The sequence below is a fragment of the Streptomyces sp. NPDC057565 genome (genome assembly GCF_042801455.1).
Classification (GTDB): Bacteria; Actinomycetota; Actinomycetes; order Streptomycetales; family Streptomycetaceae; genus Streptomyces; species Streptomyces yanii.
This window is the reverse complement of sequence record NZ_JBHVFU010000046.1, coordinates 1-17,374: the sequence shown is the minus strand read 5'-3', so window position 1 is coordinate 17,374 and position 17,374 is coordinate 1. Positions and strand designations below refer to the sequence as shown.

Here is a 17,374-nt window from a genome sequence, read left to right as displayed (position 1 = left end):
CCGTTGCATTGTGCCGTGGCGGTGCACCCTCATGCGGCCGGAGTCCTAGGACCCGGCTGGTCCCCTGGCCCGATGCGACCGCGCGCGGGCAACGGCTAGCGTGCCCGTGTGTTGCAGACGAAACCCCCCACCCCGCGATCCGAGCCCATCCCCCATGCTGAAGGGGTGAGCAACGAGGAGTTCCGCGGCGCCCTCGCCCGGCTGGCCGCAGGCGTGGTCCTGATCACCGCCCAGGAGCCGCCGCTCGACGAGAACGGCCGCGGCGAGGACGTGGGAATGACGGCAACCGCCTTCATGTCCGTGTCACTGGACCCACCCCTGGTCCTGGTGAGCCTGCGCAACGGCTCCCGGATGGACGACCTGCTGGACGAGCAGCCGCTGTGGGCGGTCTCCGTGCTCGCGGAGAGCCAGCGGCACATCGCGGGACGGTTCTCGATGAAGGGCCGGATCAGCGATCGGCTGCTGTTCGACGACATCCCCTATGTACGGGGAGAGGTGTCCGGCGCCCCCCTGGTCGGCGGCGCCCTCGCCACCCTGGAGTGCCGCACGGAGCAGCGGGTACTCGCGGGTGACCACACCCTGGTGATCGGGCGGGTGGTGAGCGCGGCGCTGCCGAGCGCGGACGGCGGGCCGCTGACGTACTTCCGGGGGCGCTACCGGCAGCTGAGCTGACCCGGATTCACCGGCACCCGCCGGTCGGGGCCGGAGCGGATCACGGGTGCGGCCCACCCGCCACGGCCGGAGCGGCCGGAGCGGCCGGAGCGGCCGGAGCGGCCGGAGCGGCCGGAGCCACCGCCTACCAGTCGCGGCCGGAGCGGCCGCGCTTCGTGTCACCGCGCTGCTTCTTCTCGCGCAGCCGCCGCTCGTTGATCCCGCGCGGGATCCTGGTCCTGCGGCGCGGCTTGGGGGGCGGAGCGGTGGCTTCGGCCAGCAGGGCGGCGAGGCGGACGAGTGCGGTCTCGCGGTTGCGCCACTGGGAGCGGTGCTCCGACGCCCGTACGGTGACCACACCGCCCACCAGCCGGCTCTCCAGTCGCTGGAGCGCCCGCTCCTTCCACACCTCGGGAAGCGACTCGGTCGCCGCGAGGTCGAAGCGCAGCTCCACCTGGGTGTCGCTGGTGTTGACGTGCTGACCGCCGGGCCCGGAGGACCGCGAGAAACGCCACATGAGTTCGGCCTCCGGCAGGGAGACCGAACCGCGGATGACATAGGGCCCGGACATGACACCCATGTTCCCTGGCCCGGGACCCGTTCGTCACCTCTTTTTGCCGCGCCCGGCCGTCGACCGGCTGGGAATTCGGTAAAGAAAGCAAAGAGACCAGGAACCTCTCGGTCCTCCGCCTGCGTTAGGACGGGTGACGGTAGCTTCGTGAACGCATGAAGCCCGCACACGACGATGAAAGGGACTTCCCATGGCAGTAAGCCTGTCCAAGGGCGGCAACGTCTCGCTCACCAAGGAGGCCCCGGGCCTGACCGCCGTCACGGTCGGCCTCGGCTGGGACGTCCGCACCACCACCGGCACCGACTTCGACCTCGACGCCTCGGCGATCGCGGTGAACGCGGCGGGGAAGGTCGTCTCCGACGGCCACTTCGTCTTCTTCAACAACAAGTCGACGCCGGACCAGTCCATCGTCCACACCGGCGACAACGTCACGGGCCAGGGCGAGGGCGACGACGAGCAGATCAACGTCAACCTGGCGGGCCTCACTGCCGATGTCGACAAGATCGTCTTCCCGGTCTCCATCTACGACGCCGAGACGCGCAGCCAGAACTTCGGCCAGGTGCGCAACGCGTTCATCCGCATCCTCAACCAGGCCGGCGGCGCCGAGATCGCCCGCTACGACCTGAGTGAGGACGCCGCCACCGAGACCGCGATGGTCTTCGGCGAGCTGTACCGCAACGGCGCGGAGTGGAAGTTCCGCGCGGTGGGCCAGGGATACGCCTCGGGTCTGCGCGGCATCGCGCAGGACTTCGGCGTCAACATCTGACGCAGAGCCCCAGGGCCTGAAGGCCCGAACAGCGGGAGCCCCCGGCCGATTGTTTTCGGCCAAGGGCTCCCGTTCGTCTGTGTGCCGTCGGCCACCCGCCACGGCACCGACGGCCGTATGACGCATATCGGATGACGCTGCCTCACCAACGGACAAGATCCGGTCAAATCATTGACGCGCCCCTGCCAACAGGGGCGCGTCGGTGGCATTCTCACCGCGCCCCCCTCACAGAGCTCATGGACCGAGTGAAGGAGAACGAGTGAGAACCACTCTGCGTGCCGCCGCTCTTGCCGCAACCGCCGCCATGGTCGTCGTCGGCGTACAAGCAGGTCCGGCCGGTGCGGCCCAGGACCGCGAGTCCGGGGCCACCGCCCTGCCGCTCAGCGCGTCCCAGCGGGTCTCGGCCCTCAAGGAGGCCCAGGCCGGGGCCGCCTCGACCGCCGCGAAGATCAAGCTCGGCGGCAAGGAAAAGCTCGTCGTCCGCGATGTGATCAAGGACGCCGACGGCACGGTTCACACCCGGTACGAGCGCACCTACGACGGACTGCCCGTCCTCGGCGGCGACCTCGTCACCCACACCCGCAAGGACGGTTCGCTCAAGGGGGTTTCCAAGGCCACCGCCGCCGACATCGCCGTCCCGTCGACGACCGCCGCACTCACCGCCGAGGCCGGTGCACGGAAGGTGATCTGGGCCGCCACCGGCAAGCCGACGCTCGCGTACGAGAACGTGGTCAAGGGCGTCCAGGACGACGGGACTCCCAGCGAACGCCACGTCATCACCGACGCCGCGAGCGGCAAGGAGCTCTACGCGTACGAGGCCATCGACACCGGGTCCGGCACCAGCCAGTACAGCGGCACGGTGAACCTGGGCACCACGGCCTCCGGTTCCGGCTACAACCTGACCGACGGCGGTCGCGGCGGCCACAACACGTACGACCTGAACGGCGGCACCTCCGGCACCGGGACCCTCTTCACCGACGCCGACGACATCTGGGGCAACGGTCTCGCGACCAACCGTCAGACCGCCGCCGTCGACGCCCACTACGGCGCCGCCGTGACCTGGGACTTCTACAAGAACGTCCTGGCACGCAACGGCATCGCGGGCGACGGCAAGGCCGCTTACTCCCGGGTCCACTACGGCAACGCGTACGTCAACGCGTTCTGGTCGGACAGCTGCTTCTGCATGACGTACGGCGACGGCTCGGGCAACCTCAAGCCGCTCACCTCGCTGGACGTCGCCGGACACGAGATGAGCCACGGTCTGACCGCGGCCACCGCGAGGCTCAACTACAGCCGCGAGTCCGGTGGTCTCAACGAGGCGACGAGCGACATCTTCGGCTCCTCGGTCGAGTTCTACGCGGCCAACAGCAGCGACGTCGGCGACTACCTCATCGGCGAGAAGATCGACATCAGGGGCAACGGCACCCCGCTGCGCTACATGGACAAGCCGAGCAAGGACGGCGCTTCCGCCGACTCCTGGTCGAAGACCGTCGGCCGGCTCGACGTCCACTACTCGTCCGGGCCCGCCAACCACTTCTTCTACCTGCTGTCCGAGGGCAGCGGCGCGAAGACCATCAATGGGGTCTCCTACAACTCGCCGACCTCCAACAACTCCACGGTCACGGGGATCGGGCGCGACAAGGCCATTCAGATCTGGTACCGGGCCCTGTCCACCTACATGACGTCGACCACCGACTACGCCGGGGCACGGACCGCGACCCTGAAGGCCGCGACCGATCTGTACGGAGCGGGGGGCGCGGAGTACGCGGCCGTCGCCGCCGCCTGGTCCGGAATCAACGTGAAGTAGCTCTGCCTCTGCGGTTCCAGGAGCCGGTCAGTCCTTCGCGGCGGGCCGGCTCCTGCCGTACAGCCAGGTGTTCCACAGGTTCGTCAGATCCAGGCCGGTCGTCTTCTCCACATAGGCGGTGAAGTCGGCCGTCGACACGTTGCCGTGCCGGTGCGCCTTCGTCCAGCCCCTGACAAGGGCGAAGAACCGCTTGTCGTCGCCCATCGCCTGCCGGATTTTGTGGATCACCATCGCCCCGTGCCCGTACACCGGCGGCTGAGAGATGTCCGCGGCCGTCGGCGGATCGGCCGGCGGGAACGCCCAGTTGGCATCGCTCGCGAAGGCGCGGTCGAAGCTGTCCTGGACGGGGACGCCCTCCTTGTCCGCCTGCCACAGCCACTCCGCGTACGTCGCGAAACCCTCGTTGAGCCACATGTCCCGCCAGCTCTCGGGCGTGACGGAGTCCCCGAACCACTGGTGGGACATCTCGTGGACGAGGAGCCCGACGTCCGGCGGGCCGGGGAAGAACGGACGGTTCTGGGTCTCCAGCGCATACCCGGCGTCGTTCGGGCGGTCGACGATCGCGCCGGTCGAGGAGAACGGATACGGCCCGAAGCGCTCGGCCTCCCACCGCACGACCTCGGGGATCCGGGCCAGGGTCCGGGCGCCGGCCGCCGCCGACTTCGGGTCCACGGCCGTGAACACCTTGATGCCGTCAGGGGTAGTCGACGCCTTCGTGTCGAAGCGTCCGATGGCGAGCGTCGCGAGATAGGTCGCCATGGGCGCGGCGGTGTGCCAGTGGTACGTGGTGGTGCCCCCGGAGGTCCTGCGGGACGTCAGCTCGCCGTTGGACACGGCGGTCAGGCCCTTGGGAACGGTGACCGTGAGGTCGTAGGACGCCTTGTCGCTCGGGTGGTTGTTGCCGGGGAACCAGGCCATCGCCCCGGCCGGCTCACCGAGCGCCACCGATCCGTCCGCCGTCCTCAGCCAGCCCTCCTTCGAGTTGTCCGGGTCGGTGAGGGTCAGCGGAGAGCCGGAGTAGCGGACGACCGTGCGGAACGTCCTGCCCTTGTGGAGGTGGCTCTCCACCTCGGCATCGGGGCGCAGCGTCAGTTCGTGGGCCGCCCGGTTGACGGCGGCCCGGCGGCCCTCGACCTGCGCGGAATCGACGGTCAGCCCGGCCAGGTCGAGATTGAAGGCGCTGAGGTCCTGGGTGGCGCGCGCGGTGATCACGGCAGTGCCGCGCAGGTGCTGGGTGGCCGGATCGACGTCGAAGGTGAGGTCGTAATGGGTGACGTCGTACCCGCCGTTACCGGCCTTCGGGAAGTACGGGTCGCGCAGACCGGCGGCGCCGGGGGTGCCCTCCACACCGCCGGAGCAGCCGGCGGTGAGGGAGACGACGGTGGTCGTGACGAGGGCCAGGATCAGAGCGGTGGGGCGCACACCGATGATCCTATGTGCGGAATGTCGGTTTGGCGGATCAGCGGATGCTCACCTCGGGTCCCGGTTCCGCAGCAGCGCCGCGATCTCCGCGAACCCGCGCCGCTCCGCGTGTTCCAGCGCCGTCACCCCGTCGCCGTCCGGCAGACCGGGGGTCGCGCCCGCAGCCAGCAGCAGTTCGACGATCTCCTGGTGCGCCCGGCCGCCGTCGCCCAGGATCACGGCCTCCAGCAGGGCGGTCCAGCCGAGCCGGTTGACGTGGTCGACGTCGATGTCCGTGACGCGGAGCAGCTCCCGTACGTAACCGACATGGCCGCGCTCGCTCGCCGGGATCAGCGCGATGCCGCCGAACCGGTTGCGGAGCTTCAGGTCGGGTCCGGCCGGCAGCAGGGTGTGCAGCATCGCGACGCTGCCGGTGACACCGGTCGCCAGCCAGGGACTGTCCTCGCGCCGGTCCTGCGCATCGGGGTCCGCACCCGCCTCGACGAGCAGCCGTGCGAGCTCGACGTGATCGCCGTGGACGGCGAGGAGCAGCGGGGTACGCCGCTCCTCGTCGCGGGCGTCGACGCGGGCGCCGCCCTCGATCGCGGTGCGTGCGGCATCGGCGTCACCGGTGCGCGCGGCTCGGAGCAGGTCGTGATCGAGGGCGTTCATCCGTGGTCTCTCCCGGGCTGTTGAGGGCTGTCCTACTTCGCGAGTGCGGCGACGCCCGCCTGGGCGAACTTCTCGTCGAGGTCGCCGCTGGGGGCACCGGCCACGCCGATGCCGGCCACCGGTGCACCCTTGACCTGCACCGGGGCGCCGCCCGCGAGGAACAGGGTGCCAGGGATGTCCTTCAGGTTCGGAGCCTGGGCCAGACGACCGGCGAGCACGGAGGTGGGGGCGTTCCAGGAGACGGCGGTGTACGCCTTCTTCTCGGCGGACTCGTACGCCTGCGGGCCGGAGCCGTCGCCGCGCAGCGTCACGATGGTGTTGCCGTTCCGGTCGACGACGGCGACCGAGACACGCTGGTTCTCCTTCTCGGCGGCGTCGAGGGCGGCGCGCGCGGCCTCGGTGGCGGCGGCGACGGTCAGATGGGTGGTCTGCTGGAGGTTCCGGTTCGCCGTGTCGGCCGTGACGGCGGCGGCAGGAGCAGCGGCGGGGGCGGAGGCGCTCGCGGACACGGCACCGAAGGTTCCGGCACCGAGCGCGGCGGCGGCGACAGCACCGGTGAGGACACGGGTGCGCAGCGACATCTTCTTCATGGTGGGGCTCCTCGACGATTCGACGGTGTTTCCGCCCGGCGGTGTTCCGGTCGGGCGGTGTCCGGCTCTGTGTTCGATCCTCCGGCCGGATCCGGTCCCGTAACGTCGACGTACCGGCTCGACACCGCGGTCAGGACGGCTGACGGCCCCATCGGCCGATCGGTTGATGCGGGGGTGGCCCCACCGGGTCACCATGGATGTATCTGCGCAGGTCAGCATCAGCTTTTCGGCAGTAGGCAGGGAGTACGAGGTACGAGGTGGAGCACCCGACCGAAGCCGCCGACCCGGATGTCCGGTGGCTCGCGCTGCTCATGCACGCCGCGTTCTTCCTGCTGCTCGGCGCCTCCCTGGCCCGCTTCCTGCTCCGCCACCCGGGCGAGGACCGCACCCCGTGGATCATCGCGCTGTCCGTCACGCTCGCCGCGCTGTATCTGCTGGGCCCGGTGCTCGGCTCACGCCCCACCCCGCGTCGGCTCGCCTGGCTCGCCGTGCTCGTGGCCGTGTGGATGGTGCTCGTCGTCCTCGCGCCGAGCTTCGCCTGGTGCGCGGTGCCGCTCTTCTACACCGGGCTGCGGCTGCTCCCGCCGCGCGCCGCGCTCGCCCTCGTCGCACTGCTCACCGTGTTCGTCGTGGCCGCGCAGCTGCGGCTGGCCCACGGCTTCGACCCGAACCTGGTGCTCGCGCCCCCCGCCGTGGCGGCCATCGCGACCGCGGTCTTCGTCCATATGCAGCGCCAGGCCGTGCACCAGCGCGAACTGATCGACGATCTACTGCGTACCCGCCGCGAACTCGCCGCCACCGAACGCCGCGAAGGCACCCTCGCCGAACGCCAGCGGCTCTCCATGGAGATCCACGACACCCTCGCGCAGGGCCTGTCCAGCCAGCAGATGCTGCTCCAGGCCGCGGACCGCACCTGGGACGCGGACCAGGCGACCGCCCGCCGCCACGTCCGTACGGCCACGGGCATCGCCGAACGCAACCTCGCCGAAGCCCGCCGCTTCGTCCACGACCTGGCACCGGCGGATCTCGCGGAGGGCGGCGGCCTGGAGGCGGCGCTGCACGCACTGGCCGCCCGCGAAACGGCGCAGGCCCAGGGGCTGCTCACGGTCCGCTGCCATGTGGAGGGGACGCCGCACGCGGCGCTGCCCGACCGGGTGCAGTCCGCACTGCTGCGCATCGCCCAGGGCGCGCTGGCCAATGTGAGGGAGCACGCGGACGCCACGGAGGCCGCGCTGACACTGACCCACCTGGACGACCGGACCGTCCTGGACATCGCCGACAACGGCCGCGGCTTCACCCCGCCCGCACCGGCCGCTCTGCGTCCGGCAGCGGGCGTGCGCGGCCACGGGCTGCCCGCGATACGCGCCCGGCTGCACCAGCTCGGCGGCACGCTCACGATCGAATCGGCACCGGGCGAGGGAACCGTCGTCTCCGCCGCGGTCCCCCTGCCCGCCCCCGCCCCGTCGCCCTCGTCGGAGGAACCCTCATGACCTCACCCGCCGTACGGATCCTGCTCTGCGACGACCACGCCGTCGTACGCGCCGGACTGCTCGCCCTCCTCGGCAGCGAACCGGACATCGAGGTCGCCGGCGAGGCGGGCAGCGGCGAGGAGGCCGTCGCCCTGGCCGCCAGGCTCACCCCCGACGTCGTCCTGATGGACCTCCAACTGGGCGAAGGAATCGACGGCGTCGAGGCCACCCGTCGCATCGCGGCCACGGGCGTCCACGTCCTCGTCCTCACGACGTACGACACGGACGCCGACATCACCCGCGCCATCGAGGCGGGCGCCACCGGCTATCTGCTGAAGGCGGAACGCCCGGAGGAACTATTCGCCGCGATCCGCTCGGCGGCCCAGGGCCGCACCACGCTCTCCCCACCGGTCGCCAGCCGTGTCATGGCCCGCATGCGCCGTCCACTGCCCACGCTCACCGACCGCGAACGCGACATCCTGGGCCAGCTGTCCCAGGGCCTGGGCAACCGGGACATCGCCCGGGCCCTGTTCATCAGCGAGGCCACGGTCAAGACGCACCTGGGCCGCATCTACGACAAACTCGGCGTCGACACCCGCGCGGGCGCCGTGGCCGTGGCGAAGGAGCAGCGGCTGCTGCCGTGAGCCGGGCCGCCTGCGGCGAGGACCGCCGCAGCGCCACGCGCCCGCGGTCCCCCGGGCAGCGGGGCAACCCACCGATCCGGCGTTGACGCACCCCCGGGCATGACACCATCGAACTGTGCTCGACATCGGCTACTCCCTCTCCCGACGCTTCCCCGATCCCCCGCAGACCGACTACCGCCGCGCGGACGTCCACGCCCTGCGGCACGACCTGTTCTCCGGGGACGTCTACCTCGCGGACACCAAGGCGGACCGCGAGGTATCCACAGCCTGGGGATGGGTGCCCGTGCTCGACTTCGCCTGGGCGCTCTGCGACATCGTCGAGCAGATCGACCAGGACCCCCGCGGCAGCCGCTCGCACCGGCGGCAGTTCGCCGAGCTGGACTTCACCGAGTCGTCCGACCGGATGCTCTTCGAGCGCCGCTTCGGCTGGGTCGATGTCGAAGCCGACTGGATGCCCGGCGACGAGCCCCCGCTCACCTTCAGCCACTCCCTGCTGCGCCGCGAGGCCCGCGACTTCCTGCACGACCTGATCGCGGACCTCGCCGACATGCATGAGGGGCTCGCCGACAACCCTGTGATCTGGGACCTCCAGGCCCGCTTCCCCCGGGTCTGACGAGCGGATCCGGACACCTCTCCTACGCCTCCACCCGCACCCCGATCTGCGCCGCGAACGCCGGGGCCAGTTCCATCAGCTGCACCGGGCTGATCACCGCCCCTGCCAGCCGCTCCACCCCACGCGCGATGTCCAGCTCGGCGGCCGCCCGCAGGTCCACCGACTCCATCTGTGCGGAACTGAAGTCGGCCCGCTTCAGCACACAGTCCCGGAACTCCACCCGCACCAGTTGCGCGTCCCCGAAGTCCGGCTCCGACAGCACACAGCCCTCGAAGACCACGTCCTTCAGCCGTGCCGTGCGCAGGTTCAGATAATCGATCTTCCCGCCGCGCACATGGACCCGCTCCAGCACCGCACCGTGCAGCTGCACCCCGCCCAGCCGCGCGTCCACCACCTCCACATCGCGCAGCGACGCCCCCGCGAGATCGGTGCCCACCCCCCGCACCCCCGTCAGGACCGAGTCGATGAAGCGGGCCCTGATCAGCTCCGTACGGTCGAGCGCGCATCCCTCCAGCGCACAGTCCATGAACCGGGCGCCCGGACCCGACTCGTCCGCGAAGTCCGTCCCCTCGAACCGCACACCGTCGTAGTCCCCGTCCGGCTCCAGCCCCTCCCCGTCGTACGGAACGAGCGGCGGCAACCGCACCTCCGGCCGTCGCGCCGCCGCCACGGCATCCTTCCCGCCACCACTCCTGCTGTTACGTGCCATGGCCCCATCGTGACCCACGCCACTGACAACGCCCCCGCGCCGATGTCACACCCAGGCCCTCTCCGGACGTCACCTCTTTGTCATCGTTCACGACGACGAGGAGACAGGGACGCATGCAGCGCATCCACATCATCGGCGGCGGACTCGCCGGGTTCACCGCAGCGATCACAGCCGCCGAGTCCGGCGCCCCGGTGACCGTCCACGAGGCCCACCACACGCTCGGCGGCCGCGCCAGGACCACCGAGGGCCCCTACCGCACCAACGAAGGACCCCACGCCCTCTACCGCCACGGACCGCACTGGGCCTGGCTCGCACAGCGCGATCTCCTCGGCCCGGTCGCCACGGCGCCGCTCCTCCGAGCCACCCGGCTCCGTTTCCGGCTGGGCGGCACCCTGCGCCGCACCCCGCCCCCCGGCCTCTTCCGGCTCATCCGCCGCCGCGCCGGACACGCCCCCGTCGACACCGACTTCCGTACCTGGGCCACCGGCCGGGCCGACGAGGAGACCGCCCGCGCGGCCGCGCACTACGCCGCCGTCGCGCTCTTCCACCACGACCCCGGTTCGCTCTCCGCCGCGTTCGTCCAGGAACGGCTGCGCCGCGCCGCCGCACTGCCGCCCGAGGCGCGCCACCCGGTCGGCGGCTGGGCGCAGATCATCGACCGGATGGCAGCCCGCGCCTGGAACATGAGCGTCCGGATCGAGACGGCGACCCGGATCGGCCCGGGCACCCTCGACGCCCTGGCCCGGACCGGCCCGGTCGTCGTCGCCACCTCCCTCGACGCCGCCCGCGGCCTGCTCAACGACCCCACCCTGACCTGGGACAGCGGCAGGACCGCCCTCATCGACCTGGCCCTGCGCACCCGGCGCGGCGACGCGTCCGCCGTCTGTGACCTGGACGCCCCCGGCTGGATCGAACAGGAGGTCCCGGGGCGTCCACCGGGAAAGCACAGCAGCGCCCAGGAGCGCACCCTCGCCCCGGCGGGCCGACGGCTCGTCCAGGGCCAGTTCCCCGTCGCCCCCGGCGAGTCGAAGGCCACCGGAATCGCCCGCGCCGAAGAGCTCCTCGACCTCGGCCACCCGGGCTGGCGCGACCGCACCGAGTGGCGGCGCGAGGCCCTTGCCGTCGGCCGTACGGGCGCGGTCGACCGGCCCGGCACCACCTGGCGGGACCGTCCCGCCATCGACCGCGGCGACGGCATCTACCTCGCGGGAGACCAGGTCGCCGCGCCCGGACTGCTCAGCGAGGTGTCGTTCAACAGCGGGCTGGAGGCCGCCCTGCTCGCCGTCGGAGCGAGCGCACGGTCCCGGACGTCCCGACCCGCCCTTGACCTCGAGCAGGGTTGAGGTCGGAGGGTGATCCCCAAGAGCCAGCCGACCCGGGGAGCCCGCCATGCATGCCGTCCGCCTCCACACCTTCGGACCCGCCGAGAACCTCACGTACGAGACGGCCGACGACCCGGTGCCCGGCCCCGGCCAGGTCCGGATCGCCGTCGCCGCGGCCGGTGTGCACCTCCTGGACACCGCCCTGCGCGAGGGCATGACAGGGCCGTTCCCGGCCCCCGCCGAGCTGCCCACCGTCCCCGGCCGCGAAGTCGCCGGAACGGTCGACGCGCTCGGTGAGGGCACCGACCCCGACTGGCTGGGCAGGCGCGTCGTCGTCCACCTCGGCATGGCCCCCGGCGGCTACGCCGAACTCGCCGTCACCGACGCGGACAAGCTCCACCCGATCCCGCCCGGCCTCGACGAGGCCGAGGCCGTCGCCATGATCGGCACCGGCCGCACCGCCCTGGGCATCCTGCAGTTCACCGAGCTCGGCCCCGACTCGGTCGCCGTCGTCCCCGCCGCGGCGGGCGGCATCGGCACCCTGCTCGTCCAGTACGCCAAGCACGCCGGAGCCACCGTCATCGGCCTCGCCGGCGGACCCGCCAAGGTCGCGGCGGTGAAGGAAAACGGCGCCGACCTCGCCGTCGACTACACCCTTCCCGACTGGCCGGCCCGGGTCCGTACCTACCTCGACGGCCTCGGCCGCCGCGCCACCGTCGTCTACGACTCCGTCGGCGGCGTCACCGCGCGCGCCGCCGTCGACCTCCTCGGCAAGGGCGGGCAGCACATCGTCTTCGGCTGGTCCGGCGAAGGACTTCACGACGGGTCGCCGCTCACCTTCACCGACGAGGAGCTCGCCGAACGCGGTATCACCTCCCGAGGCGTCCTCGGCCCGGCGATGATGCAGAAGGCGGGCGGCCTGCGCGTCCTCGAAGAACGCTCGCTCGCCGAAGCCGCCGCGGGCCGCCTGCGTCCCGCCGTCCAGCGCTTCCCGCTCGCCGAGGCGGCCGCCGCCCACCGCGCCCTGGAGACGCGCGGCACGATGGGCAAGGTCGTCCTCGTCCCCTGAGGGAAGGTCAGCCGCCGAGCTCCGCCAGCGCCCCGTCCGTCAGCCGGTACACCGTCCACTCGTCCTGCGGCCGCGCGCCCAGCGACTCGTAGAACGCGATGGACGGGGCGTTCCAGTTCAGCACCGACCACTCCAGACGCTCGTACCCCCGCTCCACACAGATCCGCGCCAGCTCCCTCAGCAGCGCCTTGCCGTGCCCACCGCCGCGCCGGTCGGGGCGTACGTACAGGTCCTCCAGGTAAATGCCGTGCACCCCGCGCCACGTCGAGAAGTTCAGGAACCAGAGCGCGAAGCCCACGATCTCCCCGTCCTCGTCCGACTCGGCGATGTGCGCATACGCGGCGGGCCGCTCGCCGAACAACGCCTCGTGCAGCTGCTCCTCGGTGGCGTTCGCCTCGTGGAGCGCCTTCTCGTAATCGGCGAGTTCGCGGACCATGGAATGGATGACAGGGACATCGGCAGCAGTAGCGGTACGAATCATGGGGGCAGCGTAAGCAGCCACCCCCCACCGGCTTCCCTCTACCCCCGGCCCAGCAGCTGCCGGGCGATCTCCGCCTGCTCCGGCCCCAAGCGTCTCTCCCCGTCCGTCACGTCCCAGATGCTGTTCTGCAGCGCCCGCCCCAGCGTCCAGGCACGCGCCCGCTCCCGGTCGAGACCGAGGGCCTCCGTCATCAGATCGAACCGCCACCGCACCGTCGACGCGTCGAACCGGTTGTGCAGGGCGGGCATCAGATCGAAGCCGGGGTCCCCTGCGAGCGGTTTCGGGTCCAGCGCGACCCACTCGTGCGCCCGGCCCTCCTCCGCCCGTCCGGCCAGGACGTTCTCGTAGTGCAGGTCCCAGTGGAGCAGCCGGTCCCCCGGCTCGCCGGCCACCTCCCGTACGGCCGCCGCACAGTCCACCAGGAGTCGCCGCTCCTCCGCGTCCGCCAGCCCCGCCACCGCCCGCTCCACCCCGTCCAGCATCTGCTCCACGGCATCCCCCAGCCGTCGCAGCCCGTCCGGCGCCGGCACGGATGTCAGCCGGGCCAACAGCCCCGCGAGCACCTCGACCGCCGTCCGCTCGTCCGCCACCGCCGACAGCGGCCGCCGCTCGTCCAGCCGTTCCAGCAGCATCGTGCCGGTCCCGGCGTCGTGGCCGAGCAGTCCCACCGCCCCGGCGCCCGCCTCGCCCCACGCACGCAGAGCGACCGGCTCCCCCGCCGTCTCCTCGTCCGCCGCCTGGAGCTTCAGCGCCGCCCGTCGGCTGTCCGACGCGCGGACCACCGGCAGCACCAGCGCGCACATTCCGTGCATCGCGGCCCCGTCCGGCCGCAGCCCCCACTCGCCCAGGAACCGGTCCGCGAGCCCCGGGAGCGCGGCCAGGAACGCCCGACCGGTCTCGCCGCTGTACTTGGACCGGGTGGCGATCAGCGCGTCCGGAATGTCAATCACGTACCCGATCGTAGGCCCGTGCGTCAATCGGTTATGCCCCCCAGCAGCCCGGCCCCGCCCACGAACCCGCTCCCCCTCCCGACGCGCACCCTGCGCGCCGTCCTCCTCTGGATCCGCAGCGCGCCCGGCACGTACATCTGGCTGGCGATCCTCTTCGTCACCACCGTCGTGGTGCATCAGATGTCCCCCGACTTCGAGGAGGACTTCCTGCGTCAACACTCGACCAACATCCACGAGCTGGTCCGCGACCCGGTACGCGTCCTCATCTCCAGCGCCTTCTGGATCGACGGCGGCAAGTGGTTCCCGTACGCCTTCCTCTTCACGGTCTTCCACGCCCCCGCCGAACGCTGGCTCGGCACACTGCGCTGGTTCGCGGTTGCCGCGCTCGCGCACGTCCTGGCCACCCTCGTCAGCGAGGGCGTCCTCGCCTGGGCCGTCCGCCACGGACAGGCACCCGTGTCCGCGGTCAATACCCTGGACGTCGGGGTCAGTTACGCACTCGCGGGCGTCGTCGCCGTTCTCACGTACCACGCCCCCCAACCCTGGCGGTACGCGTACCTCTTCGCCGTCCTCGTCGTCTACGGCATCCCCCTCCTCACCGACCGCACCTTCACCGACCTCGGCCACATCACCGCCGTCCTCATCGGCCTCGCGTGCTATCCGCTCACCCGGGGGAGGACGGAACCGCCTCCGCGCAGTAACGTCCCGCCCCACAGGAACTCGGCTTCACACGGACAAGCAGGGGCAACATGAGCACGGTCAACGGCGGAATATCGTTCTGGTACGCGGACCAAGGCACGCCCGTCCCGCGCGAGCCCCTGCCCGGCGACACCGCCACAGACGTCTGCATCGTCGGCGGCGGATACACCGGACTCTGGACTGCGTACTACCTCAAGAAGGCCGTCCCCTTCCTGAACATCACCGTCCTCGAGGCGAAGTTCTGCGGCTACGGCGCCTCCGGCCGCAACGGCGGCTGGCTCTACAACGGCATCGCGGGCCGCGACCGCTACGCGAAACTCCACGGCCACGACGCCGCCGTCCGCCTCCAGAAGGCGATGAACGACACCGTCGACGAGGTCGTACGCGTCGCCGCCGAAGAGAACATCGACGCCGACATCCACCAGGGCGGCGTCCTCGAAGTGGCCTACACACCGGCCCAGCTGGCCCGCCTCAAGGACTTCCACTCCGTCGAGATCGCCTTCGGCGAGACCGACCGGGTCCTGCGCGGCGCCCGCGAGACCGCCGAACGCATCCGCGTCACCGGAGCCGTCGGCTCCTCCTGGACGCCGCACGGCGCCCGCCTGCACCCGGTCAAACTCGTCAAGGGGCTCGCCGACGCCGTCGAGGCGCTCGGCGTCACCATCCACGAGTCGACCCCCGTCACCGAGATCAAACCCAAGCACGCCCACACCCCGTACGGCACCGTCCGTGCCCCGTACATCCTGCGCTGCACCGAGGGCTTCACGGCCAACCTCAAGGGCCTGAAGCGCACCTGGCTCCCGATGAACTCCTCGATGATCGCCACCGAACCGCTCCCGAAGTCGGTCTGGGACACCATCGGCTGGGACGGCCGCGAGACGCTCGGCGACATGGCCCACGCCTACATGTACGCCCAGCGCACCGCCGACGACCGCATCGCACTCGGCGGCCGGGGCGTCCCGTACCGCTTCGGCTCGGGTGCCGCCCACTTCAACGACACAGCGCGCACCCAGCCCGCCACCATCGAGGCCCTCCGCGAGATCCTGGTCCGCTTCTTCCCCACCACCGCGGGCGCCCGCATCGACCACGCCTGGTCCGGCGTCCTCGGCGTCCCCCGCGACTGGTGCGCCACGGTCACCCTCGACCGCTCCACCGGACTCGGCTGGGCCGGCGGCTACGTCGGCTCCGGCGTCGCCACCACCAACCTCGCCGCCCGCACCCTGCGCGACCTGATCCAACAGGACTCCGGGCAGTCGGGCCCCACCGACCTGACCACCCTCCCCTGGGTCGACCACAAGGTCCGCCGCTGGGAACCGGAACCCTTCCGCTGGATCGGCGTCCACAGCATGTACGCGGCCTACCGCACCGCGGACCGCCGCGAACTCACCTCGGCCGAAGCCACCACCGACCCGATCGCCAAGGCGGCGGACCGGCTGGCGGGACGGCACTGAAATACATTCGTTCGCCGATGTCCTTGTTCGGACGCATTGGGTCCCCGCAGATCTGTCATGCGTTGGTCACAGCGGGGCCCCTCGGTTGCACCGCCGGGCCGGGGTTCGCAAGGATGGCGTTCCATGGGATCAGTTGGTGTGACGGGGGGAAGCGAATGAAGTTCGACATGGGGGCGCAGGTCCTGTCGACTCTGACGTCGAAGTCGCGTGGTTCGAGTGATGACTTGGGCACGTTGATCCGTCAGTTGGTGCAGGCGGCTGCGCCGTTGGAGGGGAAGTTCAACGGTGCGGGGCGGGTGGCGTTCGACTCGTTCAAGAACCGTTCGGACGAGATCACGGCGGCGTTGAACGGTTCGCTGTCGGCGCTGCTGGGTGGCCAGTCGGGCATGGAGCAGGCGTTCGGCTCGGGTGACCAGGAGCAGGGTGACAACGCCCGGCAGCAGCAGGGTGCGGCGAACTTCGACGCGGCCCGCTTCGGCGGACGCTGATCTTTCGAGGGGCAGGGGTTTGTGATGGCTGGTGGCAGTGACCGTCGTGCGTACGACACGGGTGCGTCGGCGGATGCGCAGGGCAACATCCAGGTCGTGATCGCGCGTCTGGAGGAAGTGATCGCGGCGCGGGACGGGCAGGTCAAGGCGGCGATGGCGGACTTCGCCGCGGACGGCGTCTCGGACGAGTACCACGGCAAGGAACTGCGGTGGAACCGGGCCTCGCAGGAGGTCAAGAACATCATCCAGCTGCTGAAGACGACGCTGGAGAAGAACGACGGCACCGCGCAGCACACCATCACGCGCGCGAAGGCCGCGGTCGACAACATCGGCTGACCTGGGCGGGCGCCAGGCAGTAACGGGGAGCATGAGGTAGCGCATGACCGGGTGGGATCTGAAGCCGCAGGGTATTCAGGGCGTGCTGAAGACGACGGGTGAGACGGCGGGGAAGATCGAGACGTACGCGAAGTCGTACGGCGAGCATCTGACGTCGGCGGCGACGAGTGCGGGCACGATCACCGCCGAGGGTGGCGACGGCGGGGGCAAGGACGGCGAGAAGGCGGCCGGTGGTCTCGTCGCGCTGGCGTTGTCGCAGTACGCCGAACACGCCACGAGCGACCTGAAGTTCATCGCGGCGCGGGCCGGGAAGTCGCTGACCGGTGCGGTCGACGCGACGACCGCCTACCTCAACGGCGACCTGGAGATGGCCGCCGAGTCCCAGCGCAAGGCGCTCGGTGTGCCCGATCTGGATCTCACCAAGCCCGGAGTGCAGACCAAGTGATCAAGCCGGAGGCGATCCCGCAGTTCACCGGTGATCTGGGCCAGCTGGAGAAGGACTACGCGGGACTGAAGGCGGACGCCGGGCACATCCGCAGCACCGGCTCGGACGTCCACACCCAGTTCCAGGGCCTGTCCGCCTATTACATAGCCCCCGAGGCCGAGAAACTCTTCGACTCCACCAAACCCGTCCAGGACCGCGCCGACACCTTCGGCGACGACCTGGAAAAAGTCTCCACCGCCC

General features: G+C 71.1%; 20 protein-coding genes and 1 pseudogene. 14 read left to right on the top strand and 7 right to left on the bottom strand.

Annotated elements, in window-relative coordinates:
• The first annotated feature begins 165 nt into the window (after positions 1-165).
• Entirely contained in the window at positions 166-672 is a 507-nt protein-coding gene (locus tag ACFU8W_RS40080; protein WP_266983069.1) for a flavin reductase family protein, read from the top strand.
• A gap of 124 nt (positions 673-796) precedes the next feature.
• Here ACFU8W_RS40080 and arfB read toward each other — a convergent pair whose 3' ends face one another.
• Positions 797-1,231, bottom strand: a complete 435-nt coding sequence (gene arfB / locus ACFU8W_RS40075; RefSeq protein ID WP_384048634.1) for an alternative ribosome rescue aminoacyl-tRNA hydrolase ArfB — start codon at positions 1,229-1,231, stop codon at positions 797-799.
• A 181-nt stretch (positions 1,232-1,412) separates the two neighbouring features.
• On the opposite strand from arfB, the gene ACFU8W_RS40070 reads away from it, so the two are divergent.
• Complete coding sequence (locus ACFU8W_RS40070; RefSeq protein ID WP_345512285.1) at positions 1,413-1,988, top strand: TerD family protein; 576 nt, start codon at positions 1,413-1,415, stop codon at positions 1,986-1,988.
• Positions 1,989-2,292: 304 nt separating this feature from the next.
• Positions 2,293-3,795 carry a M4 family metallopeptidase gene (locus ACFU8W_RS40065; RefSeq protein ID WP_384048733.1) on the top strand — a complete coding sequence of 501 codons (1,503 nt, stop codon included), beginning with the start codon at positions 2,293-2,295 and terminating at the stop codon, positions 3,793-3,795.
• A gap of 27 nt (positions 3,796-3,822) precedes the next feature.
• On the opposite strand, the gene ACFU8W_RS40060 is transcribed toward ACFU8W_RS40065, so the two are convergent.
• Genes ACFU8W_RS40060 through ACFU8W_RS40050 form a run of 3 tightly spaced genes read right to left on the bottom strand, consistent with a single transcriptional unit; the run spans position 3,823 to position 6,458 of the window.
• The gene (locus tag ACFU8W_RS40060; RefSeq protein ID WP_384048631.1) at positions 3,823-5,217 is read right to left on the bottom strand and encodes a M1 family metallopeptidase; all 1,395 of its coding nucleotides are present in this window, start codon (positions 5,215-5,217) and stop codon (positions 3,823-3,825) included.
• Positions 5,218-5,265: 48 nt separating this feature from the next.
• A complete protein-coding gene (locus ACFU8W_RS40055; protein ID WP_327245071.1) occupies positions 5,266-5,868 on the bottom strand; it encodes an ankyrin repeat domain-containing protein in 603 nt (200 codons plus the stop codon).
• 32 nt (positions 5,869-5,900) lie between these two features.
• Complete coding sequence (locus tag ACFU8W_RS40050; RefSeq protein WP_345512287.1) at positions 5,901-6,458, bottom strand: heme-binding protein; 558 nt, start codon at positions 6,456-6,458, stop codon at positions 5,901-5,903.
• A 311-nt stretch (positions 6,459-6,769) separates the two neighbouring features.
• On the opposite strand from ACFU8W_RS40050, the gene ACFU8W_RS40045 reads away from it, so the two are divergent.
• From ACFU8W_RS40045 to ACFU8W_RS40035, 3 genes are all read left to right on the top strand, one after another.
• A complete protein-coding gene (locus ACFU8W_RS40045; RefSeq protein ID WP_384048730.1) occupies positions 6,770-7,948 on the top strand; it encodes a sensor histidine kinase in 1,179 nt (392 codons plus the stop codon).
• A complete protein-coding gene (locus ACFU8W_RS40040; RefSeq protein WP_376345531.1) occupies positions 7,945-8,571 on the top strand; it encodes a response regulator in 627 nt (208 codons plus the stop codon). Before ACFU8W_RS40045 ends, ACFU8W_RS40040 begins: the two co-directional genes overlap by 4 nt.
• Positions 8,572-8,686: 115 nt before the next feature.
• Positions 8,687-9,184 (top strand): hypothetical protein, encoded by a 498-nt coding sequence (locus ACFU8W_RS40035; protein ID WP_037692856.1) that lies wholly within the window; start codon positions 8,687-8,689, stop codon positions 9,182-9,184.
• Positions 9,185-9,206: 22 nt separating this feature from the next.
• Here the strand turns inward: ACFU8W_RS40035 and ACFU8W_RS40030 are convergent, their stop codons facing one another.
• Entirely contained in the window at positions 9,207-9,893 is a 687-nt protein-coding gene (locus ACFU8W_RS40030) for a pentapeptide repeat-containing protein (RefSeq protein ID WP_384048625.1), read from the bottom strand.
• A 113-nt stretch (positions 9,894-10,006) separates the two neighbouring features.
• On the opposite strand from ACFU8W_RS40030, the gene ACFU8W_RS40025 reads away from it, so the two are divergent.
• Entirely contained in the window at positions 10,007-11,236 is a 1,230-nt protein-coding gene (locus ACFU8W_RS40025) for an NAD(P)-binding protein (protein WP_384048622.1), read from the top strand.
• Positions 11,237-11,282: 46 nt separating this feature from the next.
• The gene (locus ACFU8W_RS40020) at positions 11,283-12,284 is read left to right on the top strand and encodes a zinc-binding dehydrogenase (protein ID WP_384048619.1); all 1,002 of its coding nucleotides are present in this window, start codon (positions 11,283-11,285) and stop codon (positions 12,282-12,284) included.
• Between the two features lie 7 nt (positions 12,285-12,291).
• On the opposite strand, the gene ACFU8W_RS40015 is transcribed toward ACFU8W_RS40020, so the two are convergent.
• Both ACFU8W_RS40015 and ACFU8W_RS40010 read right to left on the bottom strand, forming a co-directional pair.
• On the bottom strand, positions 12,292-12,765 hold the full coding sequence (locus ACFU8W_RS40015; protein ID WP_345512293.1) for a GNAT family N-acetyltransferase: 474 nt from the start codon (positions 12,763-12,765) through the stop codon (positions 12,292-12,294).
• Between the two features lie 38 nt (positions 12,766-12,803).
• Positions 12,804-13,715 carry an aminoglycoside phosphotransferase family protein gene (locus tag ACFU8W_RS40010; RefSeq protein ID WP_384048616.1) on the bottom strand — a complete coding sequence of 304 codons (912 nt, stop codon included), beginning with the start codon at positions 13,713-13,715 and terminating at the stop codon, positions 12,804-12,806.
• 33 nt (positions 13,716-13,748) lie between these two features.
• Between ACFU8W_RS40010 and ACFU8W_RS40005 the strand changes: the two genes are divergently transcribed.
• The 6 genes and pseudogenes from ACFU8W_RS40005 to ACFU8W_RS39980 form a co-directional block, all read left to right on the top strand.
• On the top strand, positions 13,749-14,468 hold the full coding sequence (locus ACFU8W_RS40005; RefSeq protein WP_384048728.1) for a rhomboid-like protein: 720 nt from the start codon (positions 13,749-13,751) through the stop codon (positions 14,466-14,468).
• A complete protein-coding gene (locus ACFU8W_RS40000; protein WP_384048613.1) occupies positions 14,465-15,865 on the top strand; it encodes an NAD(P)/FAD-dependent oxidoreductase in 1,401 nt (466 codons plus the stop codon). Before ACFU8W_RS40005 ends, ACFU8W_RS40000 begins: the two co-directional genes overlap by 4 nt.
• A 155-nt stretch (positions 15,866-16,020) precedes the next feature.
• The gene (locus ACFU8W_RS39995; protein ID WP_327245084.1) at positions 16,021-16,353 is read left to right on the top strand and encodes a hypothetical protein; all 333 of its coding nucleotides are present in this window, start codon (positions 16,021-16,023) and stop codon (positions 16,351-16,353) included.
• A gap of 24 nt (positions 16,354-16,377) precedes the next feature.
• Positions 16,378-16,689, top strand: coding sequence for a pore-forming ESAT-6 family protein (locus ACFU8W_RS39990; protein WP_345512298.1), 312 nt, complete (start codon positions 16,378-16,380; stop codon positions 16,687-16,689).
• 43 nt (positions 16,690-16,732) lie between these two features.
• Positions 16,733-17,134, top strand: coding sequence for a DUF6507 family protein (locus ACFU8W_RS39985; protein WP_266983097.1), 402 nt, complete (start codon positions 16,733-16,735; stop codon positions 17,132-17,134).
• Positions 17,131-17,374 (top strand): annotated as a pseudogene (locus ACFU8W_RS39980) (hypothetical protein); the annotation flags it as partial. The gene ACFU8W_RS39985 and the pseudogene ACFU8W_RS39980, both read left to right, overlap by 4 nt.